Annotated in this window: 14 protein-coding genes; 6 read left to right on the top strand and 8 right to left on the bottom strand. The window is 51.7% G+C overall.

Annotated features, from left to right (window positions below; all coding sequences use genetic code 11):
* Window positions 1-81: 81 nt before the first annotated feature.
* From ppsR to ABIC79_RS20495, 6 genes are all read left to right on the top strand, one after another.
* Complete coding sequence (gene ppsR, locus ABIC79_RS20520) at window positions 82-903, top strand: posphoenolpyruvate synthetase regulatory kinase/phosphorylase PpsR (protein WP_013576108.1); 822 nt, start codon at window positions 82-84, stop codon at window positions 901-903.
* Between the two features lie 129 nt (window positions 904-1032).
* The gene (locus ABIC79_RS20515; RefSeq protein WP_013576109.1) at window positions 1033-2079 is read left to right on the top strand and encodes a 3-deoxy-7-phosphoheptulonate synthase; all 1047 of its coding nucleotides are present in this window, start codon (window positions 1033-1035) and stop codon (window positions 2077-2079) included.
* A 349-nt stretch (window positions 2080-2428) separates the two neighbouring features.
* Window positions 2429-3466 (top strand): hemin-degrading factor, encoded by a 1038-nt coding sequence (locus ABIC79_RS20510; RefSeq protein WP_013576110.1) that lies wholly within the window; start codon window positions 2429-2431, stop codon window positions 3464-3466.
* Entirely contained in the window at window positions 3463-4293 is an 831-nt protein-coding gene (locus ABIC79_RS20505; RefSeq protein WP_112152174.1) for a heme/hemin ABC transporter substrate-binding protein, read from the top strand. The genes ABIC79_RS20510 and ABIC79_RS20505 overlap by 4 nt, the downstream gene beginning before the upstream one ends.
* Window positions 4290-5318 carry a FecCD family ABC transporter permease gene (locus ABIC79_RS20500; protein ID WP_162906064.1) on the top strand — a complete coding sequence of 343 codons (1029 nt, stop codon included), beginning with the start codon at window positions 4290-4292 and terminating at the stop codon, window positions 5316-5318. Before ABIC79_RS20505 ends, ABIC79_RS20500 begins: the two co-directional genes overlap by 4 nt.
* Window positions 5311-6099 (top strand): heme ABC transporter ATP-binding protein, encoded by a 789-nt coding sequence (locus ABIC79_RS20495; protein ID WP_013576113.1) that lies wholly within the window; start codon window positions 5311-5313, stop codon window positions 6097-6099. Before ABIC79_RS20500 ends, ABIC79_RS20495 begins: the two co-directional genes overlap by 8 nt.
* A 46-nt stretch (window positions 6100-6145) precedes the next feature.
* Here ABIC79_RS20495 and ABIC79_RS20490 read toward each other — a convergent pair whose 3' ends face one another.
* The 8 genes from ABIC79_RS20490 to arnD all read right to left on the bottom strand — a co-directional run bounded on the left by ABIC79_RS20490 (window position 6146) and on the right by arnD (window position 14016).
* Complete coding sequence (locus ABIC79_RS20490; RefSeq protein WP_013576114.1) at window positions 6146-7600, bottom strand: protein adenylyltransferase SelO; 1455 nt, start codon at window positions 7598-7600, stop codon at window positions 6146-6148.
* A 142-nt stretch (window positions 7601-7742) separates the two neighbouring features.
* Window positions 7743-8471, bottom strand: coding sequence for an EAL domain-containing protein (locus ABIC79_RS20485; protein WP_013576115.1), 729 nt, complete (start codon window positions 8469-8471; stop codon window positions 7743-7745).
* Window positions 8472-8987: 516 nt separating this feature from the next.
* Complete coding sequence (gene lplA / locus ABIC79_RS20480) at window positions 8988-10001, bottom strand: lipoate--protein ligase (protein WP_013576117.1); 1014 nt, start codon at window positions 9999-10001, stop codon at window positions 8988-8990.
* A 96-nt stretch (window positions 10002-10097) separates the two neighbouring features.
* Complete coding sequence (locus ABIC79_RS20475; protein WP_013576118.1) at window positions 10098-10577, bottom strand: NlpC/P60 family protein; 480 nt, start codon at window positions 10575-10577, stop codon at window positions 10098-10100.
* A 154-nt stretch (window positions 10578-10731) separates the two neighbouring features.
* A complete protein-coding gene (arnF, locus tag ABIC79_RS20470; RefSeq protein WP_013576119.1) occupies window positions 10732-11121 on the bottom strand; it encodes a 4-amino-4-deoxy-L-arabinose-phosphoundecaprenol flippase subunit ArnF in 390 nt (129 codons plus the stop codon).
* Entirely contained in the window at window positions 11118-11450 is a 333-nt protein-coding gene (gene arnE / locus ABIC79_RS20465; RefSeq protein WP_013576120.1) for a 4-amino-4-deoxy-L-arabinose-phosphoundecaprenol flippase subunit ArnE, read from the bottom strand. The genes arnF and arnE overlap by 4 nt, the downstream gene beginning before the upstream one ends.
* Window positions 11447-13117 (bottom strand): lipid IV(A) 4-amino-4-deoxy-L-arabinosyltransferase, encoded by a 1671-nt coding sequence (arnT, locus tag ABIC79_RS20460; protein ID WP_013576121.1) that lies wholly within the window; start codon window positions 13115-13117, stop codon window positions 11447-11449. Before arnT ends, arnE begins: the two co-directional genes overlap by 4 nt.
* On the bottom strand, window positions 13117-14016 hold the full coding sequence (gene arnD, locus ABIC79_RS20455) for a 4-deoxy-4-formamido-L-arabinose-phosphoundecaprenol deformylase (RefSeq protein ID WP_013576122.1): 900 nt from the start codon (window positions 14014-14016) through the stop codon (window positions 13117-13119). The genes arnT and arnD overlap by 1 nt, the downstream gene beginning before the upstream one ends.

Genomic DNA, 14016 nt, shown 5'->3' with positions numbered 1-14016 from the left:
TTTTATTTCCTGAAATTCTGGTTATTACTAAATAAGCGATAAGTTGAAGATAAATGAAGTGCGATAACTCAGGAGCAGTTTGTGGACAGATGCGTGTTTTACATTTCGGACGGTACCGCGATTACAGCAGAAGTTTTAGGCCATGCTGTGCTTTCACAATTTCCGGTAAATGCCACAACCTATTCACTCCCCTTTGTTGAAAGTGAAGAGCGCGCCAAAGCTGTCTGCCGGCAAATTAATGAAATTTTTGAGAAAACCGGTGCCCGCCCACTGGTGTTTTATTCCATCATTTCACCCAACATCCGCGACATCATTAAAAACAGTGAAGGTTTCTGTCAGGATATTGTTCAGTCGCTGGTCGCCCCCTTACAGAATGAGCTGGGCGTAGATCCTACCCCAATTGCCAACCGGACGCATGGCCTGACAGCCAGCAACATCAGTAAATACGATGCGCGCATTGCCGCGATTGATTACACGCTGGCCCACGACGACGGGATTTCCCTGCGCAACCTCGATCAGGCGCAGGTGATTTTACTGGGGGTCTCGCGTTGCGGTAAAACGCCGACCAGCCTTTATCTGGCATTACAGTTTGGTATCCGCGCGGCTAACTACCCATTTACCGCCGACGATATGGACAATATCCAGTTACCTGCCGCGTTAAAACCGCATATGCATAAGCTATTTGGCCTGACGATTGACCCGGAACGACTGACGGCAATTCGCCAGGAACGCGTTGAAAACAGCCGCTATGCATCTTTGCGCCAGTGCCGGATGGAAGTCTCTGAGGTAGAAGCTTTATTCCGCAAAAATCAGATCCGTTACCTCAACAGTACAAATTATTCTGTTGAGGAGATTTCGGCGAAGATCATGGATAGCTTCGGCATGAGTCGCCGGATGTTCTGAATCCTTTTACTGATGTAGATGGCATATCCTGCCGCCAATGGTTGAATTCATCGGGTTTTGCGTTATTGTGATCGGCATCACTTCCCGGTATTCCTGCCGCAGCGAAGAAACAAATTTTTCGAGAACACGATGTCACAAACAGATGAACTGCGTACGACGCGCATCGACAGCCTGATTACGCCTCAGGCACTGGCAGACAAACTGCCAATTTCCCCGTCGGTCGCACAACACGTGATGGAATCACGTAAACGAATTGAAAAGATTATCAGCGGTGAAGATCAGCGGTTGCTGGTCGTTGTCGGCCCCTGCTCAATCCACGATATAGAAGCGGCTATTGATTACGCGGGCAAGCTCAGCGTATTGCGTGAAAAGTATCAGGATCGCCTGGAAATCGTCATGCGTACGTACTTTGAAAAGCCACGCACCGTTGTCGGCTGGAAAGGCCTGATTTCAGACCCTGAACTGAACGGTTCCTGCCGTGTGAATGACGGTATTGAGCTGGCACGTAAAGTATTACTGACCGTCAACCAACTAGGCATCCCGACAGCGACCGAATTCCTTGATATGGTGATCGGACAATATATTGCCGACTTGATCAGCTGGGGTGCCATCGGCGCTCGCACCACCGAAAGTCAGATCCACCGCGAAATGGCCTCGGCACTTTCCTGCCCTGTTGGTTTTAAAAATGGCACTGACGGAAATACCCGCATCGCCATCGATGCTATCCGTTCGTCGCGCACCAGTCATATGTTCCTGTCACCGGACAAAAAGGGTCAGATGACCATTTACCGTACCGCCGGCAACCCTTACGGCCATGTGATTATGCGTGGAGGTAAAAAACCGAATTATCATGCGGATGACCTCGAACAAGCCTGCCTGAATCTGGCGGAATTCGATTTGCCGCAGCGGCTGGTGGTCGATTTCAGTCATGGCAACTGCCAGAAACAGCACCGTCGTCAGCTTGAGGTAGCAGAAGATATTTGCCAGCAAATCATCAGCGGTTCAACTGCCATTGCGGGCATCATGGCGGAAAGTTTCCTGGTTGAAGGCACACAGCCCATCGTTCACGGCAAACCTCTGATTTACGGCAAATCGATTACCGACCCATGTCTGAGTTGGGAAGACACCGAGACATTACTCTCAATGCTTGCGCAGGCAACAAACAGCCGGTTCTGATCACTTTGCTGTAACCTTCTTAAGGGCAACTTTGGTTGCCCTTTTTTGTGTCAGTAGCAGGCCTGGGGGCGTGTAACCCTCTGTCTGTTCTGATGCTTCTCCGCGCATCCCCTCCTGCTTCCCCTCTTAAATTAAGGGGTTAACGCCACAGAATTACATTCCAGCGACAAAAATCTTCTTGATGTGTTTAGGTAATGATTTGATAATGATTATCAAATTGATATTAATTCCCATTACCACACGTGTATTAAACGTACTCTTGCCATAAATATTTTTACAAATCATTCACATAACATCGCAAGCTTTATCCGCCAAAGAGCGGGTGACTTTAGACAACGAGGAAACAGCAATGCATTCAGTTCACTATCAGGACTATTTACAGGCAAAAGAAGCTAATCCCGGTAAATATGCCCGCGATCTGGCGGGAATTTTACGGATAAGCGAAGCTGAGTTAACGGCTTTACGTGTTTCCCATGATGCTGCGCGTCTGGATGTTGATGCCCGTAGCTTGCTGGCTGCTCTGGAGAATGTCGGTGGCACCAAGTCAATCACCCGTAACAACTTTGCCGTACACGAGCAGGAAGGTCGCTATGAGAATCAGCATCTCAGCGGTCACGCCGGTCTGATCCTTAATCCACGCGCGCTGGACCTGCGTTTGTTCCTGCAACACTGGCTGCACATTTTCAGCCTGTCAGAAACCACGGCCCGCGGCGTTCGCCACAGCATTCAGTTCTTCGATGCGCACGGTGATGCCGTTCATAAAGTGTATAACACCGATGAAACTGACATGGCAGCATGGGACGCGCTGATTGCGCAGTACAAAAGTGACGTCAATCCTCCGCTGCAAATTGAAGTCGCCCCTGAAGTTCCGGCTCCGACGACAGCCGCCGACACCAGCACTCTCGATGCTGAATGGCGTGCAATGACCGACGTTCACCAGTTCTTCCAGTTGCTGAAACGTCACGATGTCACCCGCCAGCAAGCGTTTAAAGCTGTCGGGGATGATCTGGCATGGCGCGTCGATAACGGCTCGCTGACGCGTTTACTGAATATCGCCAAAGATGACCAAAACGAAATCATGATTTTTGTAGGCAACCGGGGTTGCGTGCAAATTTTCACCGGTCCGATTGAAAAGGTCATGCCGCACGGTGAATGGATTAACGTCTTCAACAAACAGTTCACCCTGCATCTGGTGGAAAGTGCTATCGCGGAAAGCTGGATCACCCGTAAGCCGACCAAAGACGGTTTCGTGACCAGCCTGGAGTTATTTGCCGCTGATGGTACGCAGATCGCGCAACTTTACGGTCAGCGTAACGAAGGCAATCCTGAACAAACTCAGTGGCGGGAACAACTGGCACAACTTAGCAATGAAGGTGTTGCAGCATGAACAAAACCTTGAAAATGGTGGCCGCTATTACAGCATTGCTGGCGACCCCGATGCTGTATGCCGCTGAAAAGCTTGTCAGTATTGGCGGTGACGTTACCGAAATTGTTTACGCACTCGGTGCGGGCAACGAAGTGGTCGCCCGCGACAGTACCAGCTTGCGTCCGCAGGCAGTACTGGCCCTGCCGGACGTCGGTTATATGCGCCAGCTCAATACTGAAGGGATTTTGTCTATGCACCCGTCGCTGGTGCTGAGCAGCGAACTGGCAGAACCCTCACTGGTGTTAAAACAGCTTGAGCAGAACGGCGTAAAAGTGGTGCGTGTGCCGGGGAAACCTTCTGCGGACATCGTCCCGGATAAAATCGAAGTAATTGCCGCAGCGCTGAACCGTCAGGCGGAAGGTGAAAAACTGATCGCGACCTATCGTTCGCAGATTTCTGCTATTCAACACGATGCCCTGCCGGTAAAAATGTTGTTTGTGATGAGCCACGGTGGCATGTCATCTATGGCAGCAGGTCAGAATACTGCGGCAGATGCGATGATTACGTCTGTCGGGGCGAAAAATGCCATGCAGGGATTCAGTCGTTACCGTCCGCTGTCACAGGAAGGGGTGATTGCCGGTGCGCCGGATATCCTGCTACTGACCGCTGACGGAGTTAAAACCCTGGGTGGAATGGATCAGGTGTGGAAACTGCCGGGTGTTGCTATGACGCCTGCGGGCAAAAATAAGCGTGTGCTGGTCATCGATGATATGTCCCTGCTGGGCTTTGGTTTGCAAACACCTGCGGTGATGGCACAACTTCGTCAGGCTGCGGAACAAGCAAAATGAGTAGCATGAGCCCTCCGGTGCCGTCAGGTCGCCGTTCGCCAGTTTGGGCGATGATTGGCCTTGGCGGCGCTCTGCTGGTGCTGGCCGTGATGGCCGCGAATACCGGCGCGATGTCACTGTCGTTAAGGACGTTACTCGCACGTCCATTTGGCGATAGTTTATGGCAGGTCTGGCTGACAATCCGCCTTCCCCGCGTGCTGCTGGCGGTGGTAGTCGGTTGCGCGCTGGCCAGTTCCGGTGCGGTTATGCAGGGATTGTTTCGCAACCCGCTGGCGGACCCCGGCCTGCTTGGGATCAGCAGCGGCGCGGCGCTTGCGGTTGCCCTGACTATAGTGATGCCACTGGCATTGCCACCCTTGCTGGCCCTGTACAGCCATATGATCAGCGCATTTGCTGGCAGTCTGGCCATTTCAGCCATCGTCTTTACACTGAGTCGTTTCGGCCATGGTGGGTTATCGCGCTTACTGCTTGCCGGTATTGCCATCAATGCACTGTGCGGTGCCGCTGTCGGCGTGCTGACCTACGTCAGTGATGACCAGCAGTTACGCCAGTTCTCTTTGTGGAGCATGGGCAGTCTCGGGCAGGCGCAATGGCCGACACTGGCTGTGGCCTCTTCGCTGATCCTGCCAGCCTGTGTTGCGTCCCTGTTCATGGCGCGGCGCCTGAATATCCTGCAATTAGGTGAAGAAGACGCGCACTATCTCGGTGTGAATGTCCGCCGCACGCAGTTGCAATTATTGCTGCTGAGCGCCCTGCTGGTCGGGGCTGCTGTCGCGGTTTCTGGTGTGATCGGTTTTATCGGTCTGGTGATCCCGCACCTGTTGCGGATGCGTATTGGCGCAGACCACCGCTGGCTATTACCGGGATCGGCCATGGCGGGTGCCTGCCTGCTTTTGCTCGCTGACACGCTGGCCCGCACACTGGTTGCTCCGGCAGAAATGCCGGTGGGATTGCTCACCAGCCTGATTGGCGGGCCGTATTTCTTATGGCTGATCCTGCGCCCGGGAGTTCCGCGTAATGTCTGACTTTACTTCATCAATGGTTGCAGAAAATCTGACGTATTCCGTCAATAGCCGCCGGTTAATTGACGATGTTTCACTCAGCTTGCAAAGCGGAGAGATGGTGGCGTTGATTGGGCCAAACGGTGCCGGAAAATCAACACTGATGCGTATGCTGACCGGCTACCTGATGCCACAATCGGGGCAGATTTCGCTTCAGGGAAGACAACTCAATGACTGGCCAGCACAGGAACTGGCGCGCACCCGGGCAGTTATGCGTCAGAACAGTACATTGGCGTTTGGCTTTAGCGTGCGGGAAGTACTGACACTCGGGCGTTCACCGCACGGTCAGCAAAATATGCAACGGGCACTGACTGAAGTCATGACGCAAACCGATTGTCTGAATCTGGCAGAAAGAGATTATCGCCATTTATCGGGGGGCGAACAGCAGCGGGTTCAACTGGCGCGGGTACTGATCCAGCTCTGGCAACCCGCCCCTTCCTCACGCTGGTTGTTTCTCGATGAACCTACATCGGCGCTGGATTTATATCATCAGCAACACGCGTTGCGTTTGCTGCGACAGCTAACCAGGCAAACGCCGCTGGCGGTATGTTGCGTGCTGCATGATCTCAATCTTGCGGCGTTGTATGCCGACCGGATTATTTTATTGCACGGCGGAAAAGTGGTCGCCAGCGGGACGCCCGTTGACGTACTGAGCGAAGCCATACTGAGCCGCTGGTATCAGGCCGATTTGAACGTCTGCCCGCATCCGGAAACCGCATTGCCGCAAGTTTTCTTACGCCAGTAGAGACGGTTCAATAAAAATGCCACATTCAGATGTGGCATTTTTTATCTCAGCTCGAACAAGATATTTCGAGGTGTTTTCCCCAGTCGGGTGGCAATTTCGCCATTTCATCATACTGAGGCGCATCGCTGTAAGGGTCACGCAATGCCTGGTGAAGTTGCTCCAGCGCACTGATATCATCCACTTCAGCCCTTTCGATGGCTTTCTGCGCCAGATAATTTCTCAAAATAATGCGTGGATTACTTTGTTTCATGGCGTCCTGCCGCGTGGCATCATCAATATCTTCCGTTTGTAAACGATGACGATAAGCCTGATACCAGCTGTCAAAAGCGTCACGGTCGATGAATTCATCCCGTAAAGGCGACGCGGCCTGCTGTTGTTCTGTCTGGCTGAGCAACCTGAAAGTCTGCGTGAAATCCCGCCCCTCTTTCGCCATCAGACTTAGCAGCCCGGTGAGCAGATCGTTATCCTGTTTATTCTCGGTAAAGAAACCCAGTTTGCCGCGCATCAGCGTGCCATAGGCCCTCATCAGCGCCGGTTCATACTCGCCAAGCGCGGTCTGGAGCTGTTCCGTGGACATCAGGCCGGATAGCGTTTGTGCCAGACGATGCAGGTTCCAGTAAGCCACCGCCGGCTGATTATCGTAGCTGTAACGCCCCTGATGATCGGAATGGTTGCAGATATAACCCGGCTTATAATCGTCGAGGAAACCGTAAGGGCCGTAATCGATAGTCAGTCCGAGAATCGACATATTGTCGGTATTCATTACGCCGTGTGCAAACCCGATACTTTGCCATTGTGCAATCAGCGCAGCGGTTCGTTCCACCACACTGGTAAACCATTGCTGGTAGCGTGATGCGTCAACCGGCTCACTTTCCAGCAACCGGGGCCAGTGATGTGCGATGACATAATCTGCCAGTTGCCTGACATGTTCAGGCTGTTTGCGGTAGTAGAAGTGCTCGAAATGACCAAAGCGAACATGGCTTTCCGCCACGCGGATCAGCATCGCACCGCGCTCAGGCTGCTCGCGGAAAACCGGCTCATCACTGGTGGCAATCGTCAACGCCCGCGTTGTCGGCACCGATAAATGATGCAGCGCTTCCGAGGCGAGAAACTCACGCACGACAGAACGCAAAACCGCACGACCATCTCCCATTCGTGAATAAGGTGTCAGCCCGGCCCCTTTCAGATGCCAGTCGAACCGTTTTCCGGAAGGTAAAACCTGTTCACCCAGTAAAATACCCCGCCCGTCGCCCAGTTGTCCGGCCCACTGGCCGAACTGATGTCCGCTATAAACCTGAGCCAGAGGCTGCATACCGGGGAAGAGTTTTTCACCGCACCAGTATTCGCGATGCTGAGCATCGAAAAGCGAGTCATCCAGCCCCAGTTCACGCGCCAGTGGTTCGCTGTGATAAAGAAGCCGTGCGCCTTTTAGCGGCGTCGGTTGCAGTTGCGTGTAAAAGTCAGGCAACTGGTCAGCATAATGATGTTCAAATCGCGGCATAAATCCCCCTTTTTAATAGTGTAGGACTGCGGGACGTTAATTAACACGGAGCGAATGCAGGGAGATTATGACCTTGAGTGATAAAAAATCCCGGCACAGCAGGCGCTGGCCGGGATCCTGAGAGTGAAACAACCTGCGACGATCAGTGAAATTGGGTGGGCCGCACAAGCAGGCTGTCCAGTTCAGCGGGCTCAACACCAGGCCATAGCAAACCCTTCACCCCTTGTATTTCTACTTTGCGTAACGCATCAAAATAGTCCTGAGAGTCGAGCCCGTCGACCACGATATTACGGCAAAACCGGTTAACATTTCTTATCAGCGAGGGCATCACGATAGTGAAATGTTCCCCCTCACAGAGCTGCCAGAAAAGATTTTTGTCGAGCTTCACCCACTGAAAAAGATGGTCAAAAACGGGCACCATGTTAATAGTGCCTGAGCCGAAGTTTTCCAGACAAAGTGGAAAATATTGTTTTAATGCAACCAGTTGCTGGTTATTTTTGCCTTCGGAAAGACGCGGAAACGACTCGCTCAGATTAAGATGAATGAAAGTATGCATGCTGAACGCATTGCGGAGATTTTCATCTTCCAGCAATAAGGCCACCTGTTTTTCCTCAACACTGATATTCAAAATAACCTGATTATCGCTAAACCATCGGGCATGCTCACCCGCCCATATCTGTTGCTCATTAAGAAACCGTAATAACTGCTGCGGTGTTAACAGGTTCAGTACCAGTTCTGTGGGCATGACTAACTTGCTGTCTGCGCTGGAAAAACGGCAAATTAATTCTATGGCGAGTAATTTCCCGTCAATGGTATAGACCGGCTGGCACAGGTAGCTGCTGTTAAAGGCCGTATCGAATTGTATTTTCATTTTTGTCCAAAACATCAACGGCACGACTAATTGATTAATAACTTTTTTGACTATCAATCAGATCATAAAGATACCGGAGCCCCGAGGCGAAACCGAAATATTAGAGAAATTGATATCAATAAAGAGCCTGTCCGGTTGTAAGTGTACAGAGACGACCACACGAGCGGCTGCGATTCAAAGTTTTTTAAAAACGCCTTTCCCTTATTGCCTTCTTTTTAGGGGTTATAACAGTCAACACAGGGATTTCAGACTAATCTTATCGCCAGAGGTGAAAACACGCAACTTGCCTTGTGAGCGCTATCAATCCTTTTTCAACAAGAATTCCTGCTTTGTTTTGTGCTAATGCCCAAAAAGCATGTTACTAAATATTTTAGCTAATGGTTATAGTGTCTTATGGAATATTGCGCAAGTGACGGGATTCACAACCGGGCTTTTAAGAATGATGAGTAATTTTGCTAAGGTAATAATAAACCGGAGGTTATTCGTCATCATCACCGACCTCCGGCATTCTCAACTTTACTGGATACAACGCACCAGCCAGTTTTGCAGTTCAGTGAGTTCAGCCTGCATCGCCGGATATCGGATAATGATGCGCTGGCAGGCTTCCCCGACGTCCTGCGCGTGATAGCGCGTGCCTGCCAGCTCCGCGGCTAATCTCTGTAACGGTGCGGGATTAAGGCTGTCGGTGAAAATCTGCGCACGGCTGATGTTGCCCTTCTCCACATCAAAGTGAATATCCACCCCGCCCCAGATAAACCGTTCGTTCAGTAAATGGCTGAAGGCCGGTGCTTTGCCGAAATTCCATTCCCAGCTGCTTTGTTTAGCAAATCTTTCGGGGAATCCCGGAATGTCAGGAAACACCTCCGGAGAGATGATTTCAGGTTTTACATTCCCACCATACCAGTCGAAAAATGCCGCAATCACGGCCTGGCAAATTTGCTCATGATTGATATCCGGCACAAACTCATTGAGATTCGCGACCCTCGAACGCACCGAAGTGATCCCTTTCGCCTGCAACTTTTTGACGTCCGGATTGAGATAGTTGGCGAGACGGCTGAGATCGGCATTAAGCAGTAACGTGCCGTGATGGAAGCCGCGGTCGGCTGTTTCACGATAGGCGGAACCGGAAATTTTCCGCTCGCCTTCCGGCGTCTGTACCACCAGATCGTTACGACCCGAGGCAATAGCATCGATACCCAGCGTTTTTAGTGCGTTGAGAATAATGCCGGTTGAAACGCTTTTATCGTATTCCGGTTTGCCCGCCATGAAGGTGAAACAGGTATTCCCGAGATCGTGAAAAACCGCCCCGCCGCCACTGCTGCGCCGCGCCAGACGAATGCCGTCTTCTTCCATTCTGCGGGTATTGCATTCTTTCCACGGATTCTGCGCCTGCCCGATAACCACGGTTTCGGAATTTCGCCAGAGGAATAACACACGCTGCGTGGTCATCTCGCGGAAAATACAATCTTCTACGGCCAGATTGAACCAGGGATCGTAAGAATCGGAAAGTAATAGTCTGAGAGGTTTCATTGCATATTCATCCTGAATGAGTCTGCTTTGATAATAACAGCAAAAAACAGGATGAAATACGCAGTGAAATCAGGGGGAATGCGATTGGGCACCGTGTCAGATACGGCGCGCCTGCCAGTACACTTTTCGCCAGTAAACGTTGTCGAGTGAAGAACGGGTCACGCCCTGGCTGGTCGAGGCATGAATAAACTGATCGGCAGTATCATAAATACCGACATGCAAACCATTTTCACCGCTGCCGGTTTTGAAGAAGACTAAGTCGCCGGGCAACAATTCATCACGTGGCACTTTGGTGCCAATTTTGGTCTGGTCGGCGGTCGTTCTCGGCAGCACGACGCCAAACCGATCGCGGTAAGTGCGGAAGACAAAACCAGAACAGTCAACGCCGCTCGGTTGTAATCCGCCGTAACGATACGGGGCACCGTGCCATTGGCTGAGCTGGTCGTTAAGCTCGGCCACGACAGTAATAGAATCGGCAAACCTGCCGCTTGGCGGCGGAGCGTGGCTGCTGCAACCGTTAAGAATTAATGCGGCAACGGCCAGCAGGGAATACATGGATACGGATGAGCAGCGCATAGTGCATTCCTTCTCGAATAGCATCACGGCCTGACCAGACGCGAAGGTTTACGCGCGCCGGATAAGTCGCCGTTATCTAAGAACTAATAGAATTTAGCGCTATTTTATCCGTCATCCAATGTTTAATGATGTTTTTTATCGTCATAAAAATCATTCAATGGGATTTTTTTACCGGTTTACTGTGGATAAGCCAGACACCTGACAGGATAAGCAACCCGCCAATTGTTTTACTTAAGCTGATGCTTTCATTGAACCAGGGCAGCGTTACTGCGGCAATATACACCAGCGCATAACTCAGACTCAGTAAGGTATACGCCCGGTTGAGTGGCAGGTAACGCAAGGCAAAGAACCAGCATCCCATCGATAATATATAGCCACACAGCCCCATAAAAACGGCAATCAGGGCATGTAAATGGCTAACAATAAAGGGAGTATCTATAGCGGCCAGTGAAAACAACGGGATCTGCACTATGCCCCATTTCATCAGTAATTGTGCCGCCGTTACCAGCAAAACACTTCCCGCACTCCACAGGTATCCTTTCATAAGCTGACACTCATTAGTGCAATACCACACATGATCAGTGCGACGCCGCACCAGTGGCGGCCATCGACAACTTCACCGAAGAACCATCGGGCACACAGCGTGATCAAGACGAAATTCAGGCTGAGCATCGGATAAGCCAGGCTCAGCGGCAATAATTGCAATACACGTAACCATAACAGCATGGCGATACCGAGCAACAATATCGCCAGCCCGAGCCAGCGTAAAACCCTCGCCATGCCATGCGCAGCAACCTGTGCGGCCTGCTTCTGACAAAGCTGACCGGCACAGGTGACAACGCTGACGACAAGAACCAGAAGGAAACCGGTCATGGCAGTTTTTTGTAGAATAACAGTGCCTGACGGTCGATCCGCACCGTTTGATCCGCAGGAGGCAGAGAGGATTTCACCGCAGCATTACGGTCAAGTCTGAGGATCAGAGAGACATTTCCTGCCTGACGCGCTTGTTGCAGCCACTGTGAGAAATGTGCCGCATCGACAAAATTGTCTTTGGCATCCGGATAGCTCAAACCGTATTGCAGCTCACCCTTTTCATCAAACATCAGAATATCGCTGCGCTTGAGTGTCCACGCAACTGCGGTTGCCACACCGACGTTATCTGTCAGCACATAACGACTGTCTTTCAGCAACGCCATATTTTGCGTCAAAAAGGGCTGTGGCTGTTTGGAATCCATCACTTTTTTCGGAATAGCCTGTCCGGCCAGCAATGCCAGCACCAGCGGGCAAAGGGCAGCCCAATACCAGCGCTTTTTCAAATCCGTCAGCGACACTGCGCCAGCCAGCGCCCACACGGCAAAACACAGAATACCGATCAGGGCATGCGGCAACTCAGAACGACTGAACACGGCTTTGATGTGGAAAGGTAATATGCCGGAGATCAACAGAACTGCCACGGCCAGCAACACACCAAACACGATGTTGAGGGTCCCATTGGCTTTCAGTGCACGTAATTTTCCTGACTCAAGGATCTTATCTAAATAATCCGCCATCAGCAGGGCAAGCGGCGCAAAGCACGGCAAAATGTAAGTCGGCAATTTACCTTTAGCAATGCTAAAGAAAATCAGCGGCATGATTGCCCAGCTCAGCAGGAAGAACAATTCCGGACGCATGACGCGTTGAGTCCAGCCCGCCCGCAAAGCTCCCGGTAACAACCCGAGCCATGGCAGCGCCCCCAGAAACAGCACCGGCAGGTAATACCAGAAAGGTGCCTTGTGCTGAGCATCAGCCTCAGCAAAACGCTGAATATGCTCAACCCAGAAGAAGTAGTTCCAGAAGTCCGGCTCCCGGTGTGCTATCGCCAGCACCCACGGCAGGCTCAGTACCGCCGCACTCACAATCGCCAGGGGCCCCCAGCCAAGCAGGGTTTTGAAACGCTTTTCGCGCCAGATAATCGGCAGAACCGCAATAACCGGTAACGCCAGCGCCAGAAAGCCTTTGGTCATAAAACCCATACCACAGGCCAGCCCGAGTGCAATCCAGCTCAGGGCTTTTTGCGGTGTACGCGATACCCGCAGGCAGAAATAGCTTGCGACCATTGCGGCCGTCATCCACAGCGTGATCATCGGATCCATCACACTGTAAGTCCCGATGCCGAAAACCAACGTCATGGACAGATAAATCAATGCCGCAGTGTAAGCCGTCTGGCGGTTGCGCCACATAAGATGCGCCAGCCAGAACACTAAAATCGCGCTAAGCGCCGTGCTGAATACCGATCCAAAACGCACGGCAAAGTTGCTGTCGCCAAAAATCATCTGGCTGATATTGTTAAACCAGTAACCCGCGACGGGTTTCTCAAAATAGCGTAACCCGAGAAGATGTGGCACAACCCAGTCGCCGCGCTGAAGCATTTCGCGGCTGATTTCTGCATAACGGGTTTCATCGGGTTGCCATAAGAGACGGGTGTTAAGAGGAACAAGGTAAACCAGGGCAAAGAACACCAAAATCAGCGTGCCCCACAGGCCTTTAATTGTTTTCGACATCAGGAAAAACCTTCTTGCTGACAGCCTAACCAGCCTTCCCGACCCGGGAAACTGGCGCGAACCACTTTGCCTCTTGGCAATGTACTGAGATCTTGCGGCAGCAACTCACCCAGCGCGCAAAACTGGATCCCCTGCGCAGACGCACGGGTTAACAATTCATCGAACTGTTTAGCCAGTGACATGCCTTCCACTTCGGCATGAATGGTATAAACCGGTACACCATGATCTTTCGCAATAGCATCAAGAATAAAGTCGTTGAAGTTATCGGCGTTAATCTCGCCGCCAGCCACTTCGTCATAAGTGGGTAACGTCACGGGAATCTGCACAGTGCCCAGTGTTCCGTTTTCCAGTACCGGCAGGAAAGGTCGCGTTCCGCGGCAATCACTGTTGTAGTAAAAGTGGAAACGTTCTTTAACTTCGATAACCCGCTCATCGGCACGCCAGCCTGCGACAGCCGAACATTCGACATCATGGCCCAAACTTTTTTCGAGCGCATCCAGCCCCAGGCGGATTTGTGCTTCCAGCTGTTTCTCGGACCATTTCCCGACTTTTGCCTGCCAGCCCTGATGATCCCAGGCGTGCAGCCCGACTTCATGCCCGCGTTTTGCAGTTTCTTTCATCAGATAACCGAGATCACGCGCGATAAGTTTACCCGGCCACGCGGTGCCTGCCAGTAAGATATCCCAGCCGTAAAGAGACGCCGCATTAGAGCGCAGCATTTTCCACAGGAAGCGCGGTTTAAGCAGGCGCCATAAATGACGCCCCATATTATCCGGGCCAACGCTGAAGAAGAAACTGGCAGTGATTTTATGATTTGCAAGAGTTTGCAGAAGCTGAGGGACACCCTCGCGGGTGCCACTCCAGGTATCCACATCAATGCGCAGACCCACTTTCTTCAT

Origin of the sequence: Rahnella sp. 2050 (assembly GCF_040544515.1) — a bacterium.
GTDB lineage: Bacteria > Pseudomonadota > Gammaproteobacteria > Enterobacterales > Enterobacteriaceae > Rahnella > Rahnella aceris.
The sequence above is the reverse complement of the archived record's forward strand: the minus strand, read 5'-3'. Positions and strand labels throughout refer to the sequence as shown.

Excerpts from the sequence above, each read along its gene's own strand:
- ABIC79_RS20515 (WP_013576109.1), top strand. The coding sequence starts at position 1,033 with ATGTCACAAACAGATGAACTGCGTACGACGCGCATCGACAGCCTGATT.
- ABIC79_RS20510 (WP_013576110.1), top strand. The coding sequence starts at position 2,429 with ATGCATTCAGTTCACTATCAGGACTATTTACAGGCAAAAGAAGCTAAT.
- ABIC79_RS20505 (WP_112152174.1), top strand. The coding sequence starts at position 3,463 with ATGAACAAAACCTTGAAAATGGTGGCCGCTATTACAGCATTGCTGGCG.
- ABIC79_RS20500 (WP_162906064.1), top strand. The coding sequence starts at position 4,290 with ATGAGTAGCATGAGCCCTCCGGTGCCGTCAGGTCGCCGTTCGCCAGTT.
- ABIC79_RS20495 (WP_013576113.1), top strand. The coding sequence starts at position 5,311 with ATGTCTGACTTTACTTCATCAATGGTTGCAGAAAATCTGACGTATTCC.
- ABIC79_RS20490 (WP_013576114.1), bottom strand. The coding sequence starts at position 7,600 with ATGCCGCGATTTGAACATCATTATGCTGACCAGTTGCCTGACTTTTAC.
- ABIC79_RS20485 (WP_013576115.1), bottom strand. The coding sequence starts at position 8,471 with ATGAAAATACAATTCGATACGGCCTTTAACAGCAGCTACCTGTGCCAG.
- lplA (WP_013576117.1), bottom strand. The coding sequence starts at position 10,001 with ATGAAACCTCTCAGACTATTACTTTCCGATTCTTACGATCCCTGGTTC.
- ABIC79_RS20475 (WP_013576118.1), bottom strand. The coding sequence starts at position 10,577 with ATGCGCTGCTCATCCGTATCCATGTATTCCCTGCTGGCCGTTGCCGCA.
- arnF (WP_013576119.1), bottom strand. The coding sequence starts at position 11,121 with ATGAAAGGATACCTGTGGAGTGCGGGAAGTGTTTTGCTGGTAACGGCG.
- arnE (WP_013576120.1), bottom strand. The coding sequence starts at position 11,450 with ATGACCGGTTTCCTTCTGGTTCTTGTCGTCAGCGTTGTCACCTGTGCC.
- arnT (WP_013576121.1), bottom strand. The coding sequence starts at position 13,117 with ATGTCGAAAACAATTAAAGGCCTGTGGGGCACGCTGATTTTGGTGTTC.
- arnD (WP_013576122.1), bottom strand. The coding sequence starts at position 14,016 with ATGAAGAAAGTGGGTCTGCGCATTGATGTGGATACCTGGAGTGGCACC.